This window comes from Ruegeria sp. CE6 (assembly GCF_056537485.1).
In genome coordinates this window covers 620,569-636,068 of sequence record NZ_JBQFRR010000002.1, presented here as the reverse complement: position 1 = coordinate 636,068, position 15,500 = coordinate 620,569, and the positions used below count along the sequence as shown (strand labels likewise).

Genomic DNA, 15,500 nt, shown 5'->3' with positions numbered 1-15,500 from the left:
CAAATGTTCTCAAAAAGTTCTTTACCGACTCGTTAAAATATGAGAACAAAAGGTCAACAAAGGATTAAACCTGACCGGAGGTGAGACCATGCTGAGCCAGATCAAAACTGCCTTTACCCGTTCACAATCCACGATTTTGCAGGATGCAGCGGGCGCGGTTTCACTGGTTGTGATGCTGGTGGTTGCCCTTCACCTGCCAACCGGGTTCTAAGCCTTTCTGCCTGCGATCTCGTGCCGATCACACCGCGCTTGTCTCCCCGTCATAGTCAAGGGTGACCTGCCTGTCCCATTTCCCTTGAAGGGGCCTGCCTCGGCCCCGTGCGGTGATCCGGACCCTACATGAGAAACGCATGACTTGCCGCCGCCCTTTCCGCCCGGAAGGTGCGGCGGTTCTTTTTACAGCTGTCCGGTTTTGATGATTTCGATCGTGGCGGATAGAACTGAATTTACGGCGACAGATGCAAGGATCATCCCCATCACGCGGCTGATGATCGCTGCGCCGGAATGCCCGATCAACCGGATGATCGGCTCGGCCAGCAGCATCAGCACAAACGCTATGGCAATAACGACCAACATAACCAGTGCAGTGATGCTCTGATCGGCGACGCTGTATCGGTTGTTGTCCGTTAGAACCACTATCGCCAGCATCGCGCCCGGTGACGCAAGCGAAGGGACGGCCAAAGGGAAAATGGCCGGATTGGTCTTGTGCATTTTGTCGTCCAGGTCTTCTTCGGCCTGGCGCTGCTCGATCACCTGTTTGCTTTCGCCAAAGATCATGGTCAGAGCGAAGAGAAACAGAATAATTCCGCCTGCAACCTGAAACGAGTTAAGGCCGATATCCAAAGCCTCGATCACAAGTTGCCCGAAGATCAGAAAGAACAGCAGAATGCCTGCGCTGACCAACGCGGCCAGTAAAGCAGTTTTACGACGCGCACCCGTCGCGATCCCAGCAGTGACAGCGATAAAGACGGGGATGGTGCCGATGGGGTCGATCACGACCCAGAGCGTCACAAAATGTTCCAGCAAATTGTTCACGTTAGCCCCCCCAATCATTGGGGGCACCCTATACGGCTTTGTATGGAAAAGCCAATCAGGCGCAGTTGGCTTGTTCGGCCTGCTCCATCGCCTCGGCGGTCGCGTCAAGCGCCAGCAGGATTGACGCGTGGCGGTTCTTGTAGTCCCGCGCGGGCATCAGAACTTCGAGCCCGTCAAAGGGCGCCTCTGGGGCAGGGCCGTCTTTCTTCAGCATTGCGGAAAGCTGATCACGTGCGGTTTCGACCTGCGACCGCGTCGCCCCGATCACGGCGCTGCCTACGACCGAAGCCGAGGCCTGACCCAACGCACAGGCCTTTACGTCTTGCCCAAAGTCCACGATCCGCCCATCTTCGAGCTTGACGTCTACAGTCACGGTCGATCCACACAAAGGGGCTCGTTTCTTTACCGTCGCATCGGGATTATCCAAGCGATCCAGATGCGGAATATCCGCAGCTAGCGCCAAGATGCGTCCGGAATAGAGCTTGATCAGATCGGTTTCGCCGCTCATGGCTTTCCCTCGTTGTCCATTCCCCATACATAATGGCGGGATTCTGGGATGCAAAAGGTTTTTGCGATGGCTGACGCAGTCTTGTTCGATCCGTCGACACTGAAATTCAATGAGGCGGGTTTGATCCCCGCGATCGCACAGGACGAAGCGACGGGCGAGGTTCTGATGATGGCCTGGATGAATGCCCAATCCATCGAGCACACGTTGGAAACCGGACGGGTTACGTATTGGTCGCGGTCACGACAGGCGTTCTGGATCAAGGGCGAAAGCTCAGGCCACTTGCAGGCCCTGGTGGATTTTCGCGTCGATTGCGACAGGGATTGCCTGCTGGTTGTGGTGAACCAAACGGGGCCAGCCTGTCACACCAACCGGCGAAGTTGTTTCTACACGGCCGTCCGCGATGGGACCGAAGTCGAACTCATGAAGCCAATGGAATAGAGGGGCCTCTGATGGTGGTCAGGTCAAATGCCCACCATCTCTCTGATTTCAGCGGGAGATGCTCCTTGGTCGCGATAAAGCGAGATGGCGCGTGCGTCGTCACGTTTCGCGAGGCGTTTGCCGTTGTTGTCCCGGATCAGACGGTGATGATGATAAACAGGTGTCGGCAACCCAAGCAGCCCTTGTAAAAGGACATGTATCTGCGTGGCATCGAACAAATCCTCGCCCCGGACCACATGTGAGATGTTCTGGTCCGCATCATCAACCACGACGGACAGGTGATACGAACTGCCCATATTGCGCCGAACGAGAATGATGTCGCCAACCGCGTTCATGAGGTTGTGCGCATCAAGCTCATGCGTTCCCAAATACTTCGCACCAGTTTCACAAAATCCACGAAGTTCGGATGCCTTGATTGCCTTGTGCATGTTCAGGCGCAGAACATCCCCAGCTGAAGCATCCGACAAAGGGCGGTCGCGGCACGTGCCTGGATAGATGCGCCCGTCAGGTCCGAACTGGGGTACACCTTCCTGCGGAGCACCGGCCGCAGATTCGATATCGGCACGATTGCAGCTGCAAGGGTAGACAAGGCCCATGTTTTTCAGAATTTCCAATGCCTCTCTGTATCGCGGCAGCCTGTCCGACTGGCGCATCGCCGGGTGCGGCCAGCGCAGTCCAAGCCAGTGCAGGTCGTCGTAGATCTGGGTTTCCCAATGGGACCTGGATCGCGATTGATCAATATCTTCGATCCGTAAAAGAAATGATCCACCCGCAGCCCGTGCCTGATCAAACGCAAGAAGCGCGGAATAGGCATGCCCCAAATGCAGCGGACCTGTTGGCGATGGCGCAAAACGCGTTGTGAATATCACTTTTTTTCAACAACATAAACGTCTGATTTCATGTCCATACCCGGTAGATGCGGACCGTATTCGCGGAATAACAGCCTTGCGTGACCCATGTCCAGCCAGTCGTTCAGCCGCCCGGTGTAAGTGCGGTCAGCCAAAGTGTGATCGTTGAAGGAAAACGCCAGATATCCGCCACGTGGCAGCGCGTTCATAAGTAGATCAAAGGTTTCAGGCGGCGCGGCACCAACGCCGATGACGCCAATGCATGTTATGGCTGAGTAAGCCTCGGCCTCAATGGGGTTGGGATCAGTAACTTCGAAGTTTATCAAGTTGCGATAAACCCCCTTGGCAGCGGCACCTTCCAGCATCTTTGGTGTTGGATCCATCCCATCGATGACACGAAAACCCGCCTTGCGAAGTGCTAAACCCGACAACCCGGTACCGCATCCGTAGTCCAGCACCGGCACATCAGCATCTGAGACAAAGGATTTCAATGCTGCCGCAACACGGTCCGGGGTGACATATCCGTGCTCACCGACCTCATCATCGTATGAGGCCGCCCATTTCTGGTAGTGATCGTGCGTTTCCTGGGCAGAATTCAGATTGTATGTGTCTTTCAGAAACTTATCGCTCATACCTTACATGTTAGGCGCAGGCTGGGGGCGACGTCCAGTCAACACTGCTTTACCCAATCGCTCCAGACTTCCTTGGCGCGATCGGTATAGGCCTTGTAGCGGTCCTTGCGGCCTCGGCGCCCCCCCTTCAGGCCGTCGACCGGGCGAAACAGACCGAAATTCACGTTCATCGGCTGGAAGGTCTTGGCTTCGGCGCCGCCCGTGATGTGGTGGATCAGTGCGCCCATCGCACTGTCTTGCGGTACGTCGGGAAGGGATCGGCCTAGTATTTCGGCAGCGGCCAAACGGCCTGCCAAAAGGCCCATCGCTGCGCTTTCCACATAGCCTTCCACCCCCGTGATTTGCCCCGCAAAACGAATATTTGGCCTAGACTTGAGCCGCATCTGCGCGTCCAGCAAAGTCGGAGAGTTGATGAAAGTATTGCGGTGAATGCCACCCAATCGCGCAAAGCTGGCATTTTCCAGACCCGGTATCATACGAAATACCTCGGTTTGCGCACCGTATTTCATCTTGGTTTGGAAACCGACGATGTTGAACAACGTGCCCAAGGCATTGTCGCGTCGCAATTGGACGACGGCATAAGGTTTTACGTCCGGTTGATGCGGATTTGTCAGGCCAACAGGTTTCATCGGGCCATGGCGTAAAGTTTCACGACCACGCTCGGCCATAACCTCGATCGGCAGACAGCCGTCGAAATAACCAGCGGTCTCTCCCTCGTGGAATTCGGTCTTATCTGCAGCCAGCAGCGCATCAATGAAGGCTTCGTGCTGATCACGATTCATCGGACAGTTGAGGTAGGCGGTGCGCTCTTCCTCAGTCTCGCCCTTGTCGTAGCGTGACTGCATCCAGGCTTTGCTCATATCAATGCTGTCTGCATAGACGATGGGGGCGATCGCGTCGAAAAAGGCCAGCGCCTCGGTACCAGTCTCTGCGCGAATGGCTTCCCCCAATGCGGGCGAGGTCAACGGCCCGGTTGCAAAGATCCACTTTCCGTCTTGGGGTAGACTGGTTACTTCTTCCGCTGAGACCGAGACCCGTGGATGGGCCTTCAGCTTGGCAGTTACGGCTTCGGCAAAAGGATCACGGTCAACCGCAAGCGCGCCACCCGCAGGCAGGCGATGGCTATCTGCGGTCGTCATGATCAACCCGTTTGCCGCGCGCATTTCCCAATGCAGCAAGCCGACTGCGTTCTGTTCATCATCATCCGATCGGAATGAGTTCGAACACACCATCTCGGCCAGATTGCTGGTCTGGTGTGCAAACGTGCCCACATTAGGACGCATTTCGTGGATCACAACATCCACGCCCATTTCCGCTGCCTGCCAGGCGGCCTCGGACCCGGCCATGCCGCCGCCCACGATATGCAATGTCTCTGTCATGTGCTGCCAAATAGGGCAGAGCAGCGCCATGCGCAATGCGCAGTAATCGCTTTAGTTCTGAGGGGGATTCTTGGGGTCGCCGCTGCGGGAATGTCAACGCCGGTGAGAGAAACCAGCTTGGAGGGACCTTCCGCCCACGGCGACCCAAAAGTATGGTCAGGCCTTGGCCTTGACCCAGCTTTGCCACAGTGTCGCCCTTTTGAAAAGTGAAAAAATGCGAACAGTCGGCAAAAATGTATTAAATAATTGCGTTACTGGTGCCAATCAGGCGGGCGCTTTTCGATAAAGGCACTAATCCCTTCCTCAGTATTCCGGTCCATCATATTCTGTGCCATTACCTCGGCGGTATAATCGTATGCCTGATCAGTCCGCATTGTAATCTGTTGATAAAAAGCGGTTTTACCGATTTTCACGGCACTGCTGAGCTTGCCTGCCAACTTCTCGGCCAACGCATTGGTTTCATCTTCCAACAAGTTCTCGGGAACCGCTCGATTGATCAGACCCAGCTCAGCCGCGCGTTCGGCGGTGATAAAATCACCGGTCGTGAGCATTTCAAACGCCTGTTTCCGCGGTATATTCCGGCTGAGAGCCACCATCGGAGTGGAGCAGAACAAGCCGATATTGACTCCATTTACGCCGAACCGTGTGCCCTCGGCCGCGATTGCCAGGTCACAGGTTGCTACAAGCTGACACCCTGCGGCAGTGGCGATCCCGTGCGCTTGGGCGATCACGGGTTGGGGCAGGGACTGAATGGACATCATCATCTTGGCACATCGGTCGAACAGATCCTGAAAATAGGAAAGTCCACCATCGGGTGCCTGCCGCCCCTGGGTCATCTGTTTCAGATCGTGCCCCGCGCAAAACGCTTTCCCCGCACCGGAAATAACAACAACACGAATCGACTTGTCTTCGCGCAGCGCATCGAACTCTGCCTGCAGGGCCGCCAGCATTTCATCGCTGAGGGCGTTCAACCGCTCAGGCGCGTTCATTCGAAGCCGTGCAATCGCACCTGTGTCGTGACGTTCCAGAATTGCCATCTTGCCCTCCCGCTGGCGTTCAGGCCAACTCTAGGCGGGCAGAGCGACGAGGGGAAGCATGTCATTAGCACTGAACAAGCAAGAATTGACGGAATACCTGGCGCAGGTGTTTCCACAGGTTCATAGCGACTTTGTGGTCGAGGATCTGACAGAAGCCAACATCACCATGCGCCTGAAGGTCGAAGACCGTCACCTGCGCCCCGGAGGCACAGTATCTGGTCCGTCCATGTTCGGGCTGGCCGATGTCAGTGTATATGCAATGGTTTTGGCACGGAAAGGTCGACAATCTCTGGCTGTCACCACCAACAGTTCTCTGGATTTCTTGCGCAAGCCCGAAGGCGGGGCGGACCTGATTGCTGAGTGTAAGTTGTTGAAATTAGGTAGAACATTGGCTGTTGGGGATGTGCTGATTTACTCGGAAGGCTCTGACAAGCCCGTCGCGCGGGCCAGCATGACCTATTCGCTTCCTCCAGAAGGCTCAGCCGCTGCTGCCTTTGGGTAAAAAAGGCCGGGGATAAACCCCGGCCAGGAAGAGGTCCCTTAGATGGGACTGGGGATAGTCTATTTCATCCAGAAATAGCGGCTGACTTCTGCATCTGCCCGATGGCGGGTCAGCCCGACATCGCGGAGCAGCCTGTCATCCAGCTTACCTAAGTTTACCCGGCTGCGGCGGCGTTGTTCCCATTGTGTGACCGACGCCGCAAACCGCACGGCCAGCGCGGCGATCAGCGGCAGCCGGGGGCTGTCGTTCAGCAGCAAGAGGGCGGGGTTGTGCATTGCGCGTGTCATCTTGGGTATCCTTTCTAATTGTATTGACACAAAGTAAAAATGTTCGGTACACTGCTTTGATACATTCAGCATTGTGTCGAAATCAAAGGAAGAATTGTAATGGATACAATTTGGCCAGAGGCGTTACCGAAATCCAAAGGTCCAAAATATACTCTGGTCGCTGACACGATCCGAAAAGCGATAGAAAACAAAACACTGGAGGTTGGAAAGAAACTACCTCCGGTGCGGGAACTGGCGTATCGATTAAAGATTACACCAGGCACAGTCGCGCGCGCCTATACGATCCTGACCGATGAAGGTTTGCTACAAGCCGAGGTCGGGCGTGGTACATTTGTAGCCCCGCCGAGATCGCCCATTCTGGACGATGTCTGGTCGCGGCAGTTACATCTGAGGGACGACAAATATGAATCCAACGTCAGTCTGTTCAGCCCACGCTTGCCAGATGTGGGGCAGGTGACATTAATCCGCGAATGCCTTGAAAAGGTTGCAAAAGGCGATCCGCGGATGTTTATGAACTATCCGACCCGAGATGCCTACCTACCCGTGCGCCAGGTTGTGGCCGACTGGTTGTCAGATCTTCCTCTGGGCTCATTTAATGCAGATGACATTGTACTGACACATGGTGGGCAAAGTGGCATTTGCGTTGTGTTCCAGACCGTTCTGAAAGATCCGAAACCCATCGTGTTGGTTGAGGACTTGTCTTATGCCGGGTTCAGACGGGCAGGTGAGTTGATGCGCGCCGAGGTTGTCGGGGTAAAAATGGACAAATGGGGCATAAGCCCCGATGCGCTGGACCACATCCTCAGGCAGACGAAGGCGCAGGCGATCTGCGTCTCACCCGAAGTGCAGAACCCAACGGGCGGGCATTCACCGTTGGAACGGCGCAAAGAAGTTGTCGAGATTGCGCGAAAGCATGAATTACAGATCATTGAAGACGATTGCTATCGCATGGGCGAGGCCCGCGCGCCCAGCTATCGTGCTTTGGCACCCGAACGGGGCTGGCATGTTTCGTCAATTTCGAAAACTCTAACACCAGCATTACGGGTAGGTTTCGCCATCGCACCGAAAGAGCAGAGCGTCGATCTGCGGCGTTCTGCAGAATACGGGTATTTCGGGCTCGCCCAGCCTTTGGCTGAGTTGACGCGGTTGCTGTTGGGACATCCAGAGGCGAGGCAACTTGCAAAAAACGTCCGTACCAAGATGGGCGAATATGTACGTGTGGCGGTAAACGCCCTGGGTGGCTTCGATCTAAACTGGGATTCGGAGATTCCCTTCGTCTGGCTTCATCTGCCTTCCGGTTGGCGGTCTGCTGCGTTCAGCCGGGCGGCCGAGCGGGAAGGTATTCAGCTGCGATCGGCCGATGAATTCGCGCTTCGGGATGGTCGCGCGCCAAATGCCGTTCGTATAGCGGTGAACGGGCATGTCACGCTTGAGAAGTTCGAAGATGCCATGCTGCGCCTGCGCGCGCTGCTGGATAACCCACCCGAACAAATAAGCGTCTAGCCGTTATTGCACCGGGTCAGGGTCGCCGAAAAAGCCCGACAAATGTGCAATTTTACCATCGGCATCGAGACGAATGAAATCATGTCCGGCCACCATAATGGAACCATCGGGAGCAACCATATGCCAGGTGAAGTGGACCACATCATGGTGTGAATTCGGCTCACTGGTCAGCTCAACTCGGCCCTTTGTATCACTCAGAACCGCTCCGATATGGGCATTGAGTTGATCTCTGCCGGAAACTTCTGCAGTTGGATCGACGTAACGACCAGTTTGTGCAAAACACTGCTCAAGAAGGCTCCGTCGCCTTTCGGGATCGGTCGACTGCCATGCCGCACCATAGGCAGCGATAACCTGTTCCAATTCTTGCATAGCCACCTCCGACATTGGATGATCTTGGTTGAGTCTAGCTTAGCTAAACTACGTAAAGCTGGATATGCCGAAGAAATTTTGGGGTAAAATAATACCTATTTTATAAGTTATTGTTATTGATAGATATATTATACTTTGCCTGTATTGACCTGCATAACTAGTAGGTCTAAACCCCCTCCATCGAATTCGGGCCGCTCCGCCAAGGGGCGGTCTTTCACATCAAACAGGACTATCCTGCCATGAAAACCTTTTCTGCAACACCTGCAGACATCGACAAGAAATGGATCCTGATCGACGCCGAGGGTGTTGTTCTGGGCCGTCTTGCCTCGATCGTCGCCATGCGCCTGCGTGGCAAGCACAAAGCGTCGTTCACACCCAACATGGACATGGGCGACAATGTCATCGTGATCAACGCTGACAAAATCCAGATGACTGGCAAGAAGCGCGAAGAGAACTTCTACTGGCACACTGGCCACCCGGGCGGCATCAAGTCGCGCACCAAGCAGCAGATCCTTGAGGGTGCACACCCCGAGCGCGTCGTGACCCAAGCGGTCAAGCGCATGCTGCCGGGCAACCGTCTGGCGCGTCAGCAGATGACCAACCTGCGCGTTTACGCAGGTGCCGAGCATCCTCATGAGGCGCAAGCGCCCGAAGTTCTGGACGTTAAGTCCATGAACAAGAAAAACACCCGGAGCTAATGACCGATGGCTGATCAGATCAATACTCTCGAAGAGCTGAGCGCCGTCGCAGGCGTTGAAACCGTGGCCGAAGAAGTCATCGTACGTGAACCCGTACGTGACGAGCTGGGTCGTTCCTACGCCACCGGCAAGCGTAAAGACGCTGTTGCCCGCGTTTGGATCAAGCCGGGTTCCGGCAAGGTCACCGTGAACGGAAAGGATCAGGACAAGTATTTTGCGCGTCCCGTTCTGCAGCTGATCCTGCGCCAGCCGTTCCAGGTTGCTGGTGTGGAAGGTGAGTTCGACGTTGTTGCAACCGTCAAAGGTGGTGGCCTGACCGGTCAGGCCGGTGCGGTCAAGCACGGCATCTCGAAAGCGCTGCAACTGTACGATCCCAACCTGCGTGGCGCTCTGAAAGCCGCAGGCTTCCTGACCCGCGACAGCCGCGTTGTGGAACGTAAGAAATACGGTAAGCGCAAAGCGCGTCGTTCGTTCCAGTTCTCGAAGCGTTAATCGCTACGGATACCGAATTGGAAAGGGCTCGCAACTGCGAGCCCTTTTTCCTTGGTCGGTTTATTCTTCGTAAACCAGTTTCCACGCACCATTTTCGACGACGCTGACAAACACAGAGTCAGCACCCTGATGGTCATCGGGCCCATATGTGATCTGGTTGCCGACCAACTCATCCATGTAATCCAGAGATTCCATCGCGGCGATGAAGCTATCATGCGTCAGATCAGGACCTGCAGCTTCAAGCGCTTTGACCATCATCTCGGCCGCTGAATAGCCCAGCATTGAAAATCCGACCGGGTCTTCGCCCGTAGCCTCTTTGTATTCAGCAATAAATGCTGCCGGGGCGGGCTCTTCGGCGCGCGCCCAGAGATCCAGCCACGAGGCCGCCGCATAGAAACCGTCGGTCACACCACCGGGCACCTGTGCGACCACGGTTAGGAAGCTGGCCGAGGTGCCGAGAAACTTCATGTCGGTCAGGCCCATTTTCTTGGCCGTTCCAACAACAGTGATTGCCTGACGCACGCCGAGCGCCATCGTGACGATGTCACAACCTTCTTCTTTAAGCTTGCTCAAGGACCCCACGAAATCCGTCTCGTCCGGTTTATGGGTGGTCTCAGCGCCGAAAGTGATGCCAGCCTCTTCGGCTCCCGCTTTGCTGCCTTCCAGAATTTCCTCACCGAAATCGGTGGGCAGATACATGGTGCATACGGTTTGTGAGCCGAACTCATCGTTCAGATACTTCACCCCGATCCGAGCTTGATCGTAATAGGTCGAGAACGAGGTGAACTTGTTCTTCATCGGCTCTTGCAGCATTTGCCGCGCGGCGGTCAGAGGGGCGACGTTGGGAATACCTTTCGGATCCAGCAGCTTGAACCCAGCAACATTCATCGGCGTACCCAGCGACTGCAACATCGCAAAAACCTTGTCACGGTTCAGCAGCTTGTTATAGCCCTGCATCGCGCGTGGCATCTGATAGCCGTTATCCTCGACGACAAAGCGGATCTTGCGGCCATGCACGCCACCCTCGGCGTTGACGCGATCAAAGACCACATTTGCGCCTTTGGTGGCCGGAACGCCCACGGCAGCGAAGATGCCACTGAGGTCGTTGACTGAGCCAATGACGATCTCGTCATCTGTCACGCCTTGTGTTTGCGCCCAGCTGATCGTGGCGGATGCAGTCAATGCCGTCGCTGCCGCAAGGCCCTTAAATAAGTGTTTCATATTTCTCCTCCCTGTTGGGTCGCCCCTTAACTAATTGTACATATCTTCAATGAGATGTGCGTGTTTCTTTTCCACCAGACCACGTTTGAGTTTCATCGTCGCCGTCAGCTCCTCATCTTCGGCAGTGAGCAACACGTCGATCAGCCGGAAATCCTTGATCTGTTCGACCCGCGCAAAGTCCTTATTGACCGCTGCGATTTCCTCGCCGATCAGCTCCGTCACTTCGGACGCAGCACAAAGGGAAGAAAAGTTCGAGAAGGGGATCTTGCGCTCTTGTGCGAATTTCTCCACGTTTTCCTGATCGATCATGATTAGCGCCGTCAGGTACTTGCGCCGATCCCCGATGATCACCGCGTCCGAGATATACTGGCTGAACTTCAACCCGCTCTCGATCTCTGCGGGCGTGACGTTCTTACCGCCCGCAGTGATGATGATGTCCTTGAGGCGCCCTGTGATGGTGACAAAACCTTCCTCGTCGATATGCCCCATATCCCCAGTGCGCAGCCAACCGTCGCAGGTGAAGCTTTCGGCTGTTTTGGCATTGTTGCGCCAGTAGCCCTGAAAGACGTTCAGGCCTTTGACCTGAATTTCTCCGTCATCCGAGATGCGCAGGTCGTTGCCAGGAACAGGTTTCCCAATGGTGCCGATCTTGTTGGCCTCAAGCGTGTTCAGCGCTGCTATGCCGGCGGTTTCGGTCATACCGAAGCCCTCTACTATGGGCACACCAATTGCCCAATACCACCTGAGCAAATCGGGAGAGATCGGCGCTGCACCAGAGCCGCCTCGGCGGAGACGATCTAAGCCCAGCATCCGGCGCAGGTTACGCAGAACAAGCCGATCCCAAAGCCAGAACTGCATAGCGATCGGTGCTGGAACAGGTTTGCCCGCAAGGATAAATTCAGCGCGCGCCATTCCAGACTTAAGCGCCTGTGCAAAGGCGAAGCGTCCTGTGGGCGTTGCTTCCTTCGCCATGAACATGACCTGCGAGTAGATCTTCTCCCACACGCGCGGGACGGCAGTGAAGGTGGCGGGAGAGACCTCTTGCAGGTTGGAGAACACTGTCTCGGGGCTTTCAGCGAAATTCACAGTAGTCTTCATCGCAAGCGGGTAGTAGATCGACACGTCGCGTTCGAGGATATGACAGAGCGGCAGAAAGCATAGCTGTTCGTCGGTTGATTGGGAGGGCAGGGAATGCGCCCCTGCCTCAATCGCGGCCATGATGTTCTCATGGCTTAGCATGGCGCCTTTGGGATTACCGGTGGTACCTGACGTATATATGAGCAGGGCGGTGTCTTGTGACGTGGTTTCAGCGATTTCTGCTTCGAATGCGCCGGGTTCATCGACCTCAGCCTGTTGCCCCAGAGCATACAAGTCCTCGATCATCATGCAACGCGGATGATCCAGGTCGTGCAGGCCTTCATCCTCAAGGATAATGACCTTGAGCAGATCGGACAGATCCGCCTCGACTTCGAGGAACTTGTCCAACTGCTCTTCATCTTCAACGATCAGAAACCGGCTGCCACTGTCATTGATCAGGTATTTTAACTGGCTGGCCGAATCTGTGGTGTAGACGCCCGAAGCAATCCCTCCGACACACTGGATGCCCATGTCGAACCACGCCCATTCCTTGCGGTCTTCGGACAGGATCGAGACAACCTCGCCACGTTGCAGACCCAGCTTGCGCAGGGCCAGCCCGATCCATTTGGCGTGTTGCCAGTAGTCGGCCCATGAGTAGGATTTCCAGATGCCGAAGTCCTTCTCGCGATGCGCCGTACGCTGTTCCAGTTCGGCACAGCGTTTCTGGAATAGCTCGCATATCGTGACACAGCCATCGACTCGCAGGGGTCTCTGACCTGGCGTAGCGTTGAACTGCACACCGTTGATTCTGATCTGAGGGGGCAGGGGGCTTGCGTCCATCCAGCTCACCTCCATGTCTTCTTGCGTTTCCAGCGGCGGTTTTCTCGCGCGCCTTCTTCCTGAACGCCCAGATAGAAATTCTGAATGTCCTCGGATTGCAGCAAGGTTTCAGCCGCACCATCCATAACGATCCGTCCGATCTCCATTACATAGCCATGATGGGCGAGTTCCAGTGCCGCATTGGCGTTCTGCTCGACCAGCATCATTGTCATGCTCTGTTCGTCATTCAGGCGTTTGAGAATGCCAAAAATCTCTTGCACCAGCAGCGGCGATAGGCCCAGCGAGGGCTCATCCAGCAGCATGATACGCGGGTTAGCCATCAGGCCGCGCCCAATCGCCAGCATCTGCTGTTGCCCGCCGGACAGAGTGCCAGCCTCCTGATTGCGGCGGTCTTTCAGCACAGGAAAGTAGGAAAACACCAGATCGCGGTCATGATCGATCTGTCCTTTATCCGACAGGGTATAAGCCCCAAGGTTCAGGTTCTCGTCGACGGTCAAAAGTGGAAAGACCTCGCGTCCCTCGGGCACATGGACGATGCCTTTTTGCACGACCTTGTGAGGTTCCGATCCCTGTATTTGCTGACCGTCAAATGTGATTGAACCTTTTTCGGGATCCATCACGCCTGAGATTGTTTTCATCAGCGTTGTCTTGCCCGCGCCATTTGCGCCCAGGATTGAAACGACCTGCCCTCGATGCACGTCCAATGACACGCCACGAATGGCCATGATCGGGCCATAAAAGCTTTCAACATTGCGAATGCTAAGGATCGGTTGGTTCATGAAGCTTTGCCCAAATAGGCCTCTACCACAGCAGGATGAGATTGAACTTCGGCTGGGGTTCCAAGGGCAAGCTTCGCTCCGTCGGCCATGGCAAGAACCCGGTCGGACACGCCCGAGACCAGACCCATATCGTGCTCTACCATAAGCACGGTAATGCCCATCTGACGCCGGATGTCATCGATCCACCAACGCATATCTGTGGTCTCTTCCACCGATAGGCCCGAGGCGGGTTCATCCAACAGCAGGAGTTTTGGATCGGTGGCCAACGCTCGGGCGACTTCGACCACCTTACGCACGCCATAGGGGAGGCCCGAGATCATCTTGTCACGAAAGGCCTGGAGGTCGAGGAAGTCGATGATCTCTTCAACCTTTTCTCGGTTCTCGATCTCCTGACTGCGAGCTGAGGGCGAGAACAGAATTTCCGAGATCAGATTGGTTTTGCGGTGCCGGTGGCGCCCGACCAGAAGGTTCTGCAAAACGGTCGCATGTTCGAACAGTTCAATGTTCTGGAATGTCCGCGCGACGCCATAGGCCGCGACACCCGAGGGCTTGATACGCAGCAGATCATGCCCGTCAAAGTGGATCGCCCCTGCATAAGGATCATAGAAGCGCGAAATCAGGTTGAAGACCGTTGATTTGCCGGCGCCGTTGGGACCGACGATGGCGAACACCTCACCTTCTTGCACGTTGAAGGACAGATCATCCACAGCAGTCAGACCGCCGAATTTCAGGGTAACGTTTTCAAACTCCAGCAAGCTCATCTCAGACGCTCCGTCTTGAGATAGGACTTTTGTCGTTTGAACATGTCCTTGCGGTAGAAGGGGAACAGTTCGAACCACGTCCGGATTTTTAGCCATCGACCATACAGACCCATCGGTTCGAACAGGATGAAGGCGATCAGGATCATGCCGAAGATGCCGAATTCGAGCCCCGGAATGGCGACCGTATTGCCGCCAAACAGGGCTGCCGCGTATTCCTTTGAAATCGACAGAAACTGCGGCAGGAAACCGATCACAACTGCGCCCAAAAACGCGCCATGGATCGAACCCAGACCTCCGATAACGATCATCATCAGCAATTGGATGGAAATTACGACGCTGAATGTCTCGTTATTGAACGCCCCAGAGAACATACCCATCAATGCGCCTGCTAGTCCGGTGACGGCGCAGGAGAGGGCGAAAGAGATTGTCTTGGTGCGCGCGATATCCACACCCATCGCCTGCGCTGAGATCTCAGAGTCTCGTACGGCGATGAAGCTGCGGCCCAAGGGCGCGCGCAATAGGTTGATATAGCCCAGTGTCACGATAACGGCGACGGCCAGCACCAGCCAGAAAAACGGGGCCGGGGTGGCCCAACGATCGACCAGATATCCGAAGATTTTGACACCACCCAGATATTTACCCGCGACACCTCCGGTGACGGGTTCGGCCAGAACGATGATGTCGTCCATGAGCACAGACAGAGCCAGGGTGAAGATCGCAAGATAGATGCCATGCAGGCGTAGCGCAGGGATGGCGACGGTTGCTCCGACGATGCCGGTCAACAGACCCGCCAGCGGGAAAGCGATGGGGAATGGTACTCCAGCCTCGATCAGGATAACATTGGCATAGCACCCAACGGCCAGAAAGGCGGCATGGCCAAGGCTGGCCTGCCCGGTATGGCCGGTTAGGATCATCAAGCCCAAACCCGCGATGGCCCAGATCAGGACATTAGTCAGTTCCCCAAGATAGAAATCATCCAGCCACCACGGCGCAGCGGCTACGACCACCAACAGGATCAGATAGAGGCTAAGCTGATAGCCATCCTTCCACGGGCGAATGTCCTGCATATAGTTTGTTTTGAAAACAATCCGCAT

Annotated in this window: 18 protein-coding genes and 1 pseudogene; 6 read left to right on the top strand and 13 right to left on the bottom strand. The window is 55.5% G+C overall.

Going from position 1 to position 15,500, the window contains the following annotated elements:
• Positions 1 to 88: 88 nt before the first annotated feature.
• Positions 89 to 211 (top strand): hypothetical protein, encoded by a 123-nt coding sequence (locus tag ACR0DK_RS11640; RefSeq protein ID WP_255612104.1) that lies wholly within the window; start codon positions 89 to 91, stop codon positions 209 to 211.
• 185 nt (positions 212 to 396) lie between these two features.
• On the opposite strand, the gene ACR0DK_RS11635 is transcribed toward ACR0DK_RS11640, so the two are convergent.
• Together ACR0DK_RS11635 and ACR0DK_RS11630 are read right to left on the bottom strand one after the other, a co-directional pair.
• Positions 397 to 1,035 carry a MarC family protein gene (locus tag ACR0DK_RS11635; RefSeq protein ID WP_170393121.1) on the bottom strand — a complete coding sequence of 213 codons (639 nt, stop codon included), beginning with the start codon at positions 1,033 to 1,035 and terminating at the stop codon, positions 397 to 399.
• 55 nt (positions 1,036 to 1,090) lie between these two features.
• Positions 1,091 to 1,543, bottom strand: coding sequence for an iron-sulfur cluster assembly scaffold protein (locus ACR0DK_RS11630; protein WP_170405662.1), 453 nt, complete (start codon positions 1,541 to 1,543; stop codon positions 1,091 to 1,093).
• 48 nt (positions 1,544 to 1,591) lie between these two features.
• Between ACR0DK_RS11630 and hisI the strand changes: the two genes are divergently transcribed.
• Positions 1,592 to 1,981: a phosphoribosyl-AMP cyclohydrolase gene (gene hisI, locus ACR0DK_RS11625; RefSeq protein ID WP_170421534.1), complete on the top strand. Its 390-nt coding sequence runs from the start codon at positions 1,592 to 1,594 to the stop codon at positions 1,979 to 1,981.
• Positions 1,982 to 2,004: 23 nt separating this feature from the next.
• Here the strand turns inward: hisI and gluQRS are convergent, their stop codons facing one another.
• The 4 genes and pseudogenes from gluQRS to ACR0DK_RS11605 form a co-directional block, all read right to left on the bottom strand.
• Positions 2,005 to 2,850, bottom strand: a complete 846-nt coding sequence (gluQRS, locus tag ACR0DK_RS11620) for a tRNA glutamyl-Q(34) synthetase GluQRS (RefSeq protein ID WP_480736236.1) — start codon at positions 2,848 to 2,850, stop codon at positions 2,005 to 2,007.
• Positions 2,847 to 3,461, bottom strand: coding sequence for a class I SAM-dependent methyltransferase (locus ACR0DK_RS11615; RefSeq protein ID WP_170510396.1), 615 nt, complete (start codon positions 3,459 to 3,461; stop codon positions 2,847 to 2,849). Before ACR0DK_RS11615 ends, gluQRS begins: the two co-directional genes overlap by 4 nt.
• 38 nt (positions 3,462 to 3,499) lie before the next feature.
• The gene (gene trmFO, locus ACR0DK_RS11610) at positions 3,500 to 4,840 is read right to left on the bottom strand and encodes a methylenetetrahydrofolate--tRNA-(uracil(54)-C(5))-methyltransferase (FADH(2)-oxidizing) TrmFO (protein WP_480736233.1); all 1,341 of its coding nucleotides are present in this window, start codon (positions 4,838 to 4,840) and stop codon (positions 3,500 to 3,502) included.
• 251 nt (positions 4,841 to 5,091) lie between these two features.
• Positions 5,092 to 5,886 (bottom strand): annotated as a pseudogene (locus ACR0DK_RS11605) (enoyl-CoA hydratase); the annotation flags it as partial.
• Between the two features lie 49 nt (positions 5,887 to 5,935).
• Here ACR0DK_RS11605 and ACR0DK_RS11600 point away from each other — a divergent pair.
• Entirely contained in the window at positions 5,936 to 6,379 is a 444-nt protein-coding gene (locus tag ACR0DK_RS11600) for a PaaI family thioesterase (protein ID WP_480736231.1), read from the top strand.
• 59 nt (positions 6,380 to 6,438) lie between these two features.
• Here ACR0DK_RS11600 and ACR0DK_RS11595 read toward each other — a convergent pair whose 3' ends face one another.
• On the bottom strand, positions 6,439 to 6,666 hold the full coding sequence (locus ACR0DK_RS11595) for a YjiS-like domain-containing protein (protein ID WP_170393113.1): 228 nt from the start codon (positions 6,664 to 6,666) through the stop codon (positions 6,439 to 6,441).
• A 99-nt stretch (positions 6,667 to 6,765) separates the two neighbouring features.
• Between ACR0DK_RS11595 and ACR0DK_RS11590 the strand changes: the two genes are divergently transcribed.
• A complete protein-coding gene (locus ACR0DK_RS11590; RefSeq protein ID WP_480736228.1) occupies positions 6,766 to 8,169 on the top strand; it encodes an aminotransferase-like domain-containing protein in 1,404 nt (467 codons plus the stop codon).
• A 3-nt stretch (positions 8,170 to 8,172) separates the two neighbouring features.
• On the opposite strand, the gene ACR0DK_RS11585 is transcribed toward ACR0DK_RS11590, so the two are convergent.
• Positions 8,173 to 8,538 carry a nuclear transport factor 2 family protein gene (locus tag ACR0DK_RS11585; RefSeq protein WP_223118062.1) on the bottom strand — a complete coding sequence of 122 codons (366 nt, stop codon included), beginning with the start codon at positions 8,536 to 8,538 and terminating at the stop codon, positions 8,173 to 8,175.
• A 239-nt stretch (positions 8,539 to 8,777) separates the two neighbouring features.
• Here ACR0DK_RS11585 and rplM point away from each other — a divergent pair, with 239 nt between their 5' ends.
• Positions 8,778 to 9,236, top strand: coding sequence for a 50S ribosomal protein L13 (gene rplM, locus ACR0DK_RS11580; RefSeq protein WP_039536983.1), 459 nt, complete (start codon positions 8,778 to 8,780; stop codon positions 9,234 to 9,236).
• Between the two features lie 6 nt (positions 9,237 to 9,242).
• The gene (rpsI, locus tag ACR0DK_RS11575; RefSeq protein WP_010440030.1) at positions 9,243 to 9,728 is read left to right on the top strand and encodes a 30S ribosomal protein S9; all 486 of its coding nucleotides are present in this window, start codon (positions 9,243 to 9,245) and stop codon (positions 9,726 to 9,728) included.
• 60 nt (positions 9,729 to 9,788) lie between these two features.
• On the opposite strand, the gene ACR0DK_RS11570 is transcribed toward rpsI, so the two are convergent.
• Genes ACR0DK_RS11570 through ACR0DK_RS11550 form a run of 5 tightly spaced genes read right to left on the bottom strand, consistent with a single transcriptional unit; the run spans position 9,789 to position 15,500 of the window.
• Positions 9,789 to 10,949, bottom strand: a complete 1,161-nt coding sequence (locus tag ACR0DK_RS11570) for an ABC transporter substrate-binding protein (protein WP_480736226.1) — start codon at positions 10,947 to 10,949, stop codon at positions 9,789 to 9,791.
• Between the two features lie 30 nt (positions 10,950 to 10,979).
• Positions 10,980 to 12,866: an AMP-dependent synthetase/ligase gene (locus tag ACR0DK_RS11565; protein ID WP_480736224.1), complete on the bottom strand. Its 1,887-nt coding sequence runs from the start codon at positions 12,864 to 12,866 to the stop codon at positions 10,980 to 10,982.
• Positions 12,867 to 12,871: 5 nt separating this feature from the next.
• Positions 12,872 to 13,645, bottom strand: coding sequence for an ABC transporter ATP-binding protein (locus tag ACR0DK_RS11560; protein WP_170405694.1), 774 nt, complete (start codon positions 13,643 to 13,645; stop codon positions 12,872 to 12,874).
• Positions 13,642 to 14,406, bottom strand: a complete 765-nt coding sequence (locus tag ACR0DK_RS11555) for an ABC transporter ATP-binding protein (protein WP_223118058.1) — start codon at positions 14,404 to 14,406, stop codon at positions 13,642 to 13,644. The genes ACR0DK_RS11560 and ACR0DK_RS11555 overlap by 4 nt, the downstream gene beginning before the upstream one ends.
• Positions 14,403 to 15,500, bottom strand: coding sequence for a branched-chain amino acid ABC transporter permease (locus ACR0DK_RS11550; protein WP_480736221.1), 1,098 nt, complete (start codon positions 15,498 to 15,500; stop codon positions 14,403 to 14,405). Before ACR0DK_RS11550 ends, ACR0DK_RS11555 begins: the two co-directional genes overlap by 4 nt.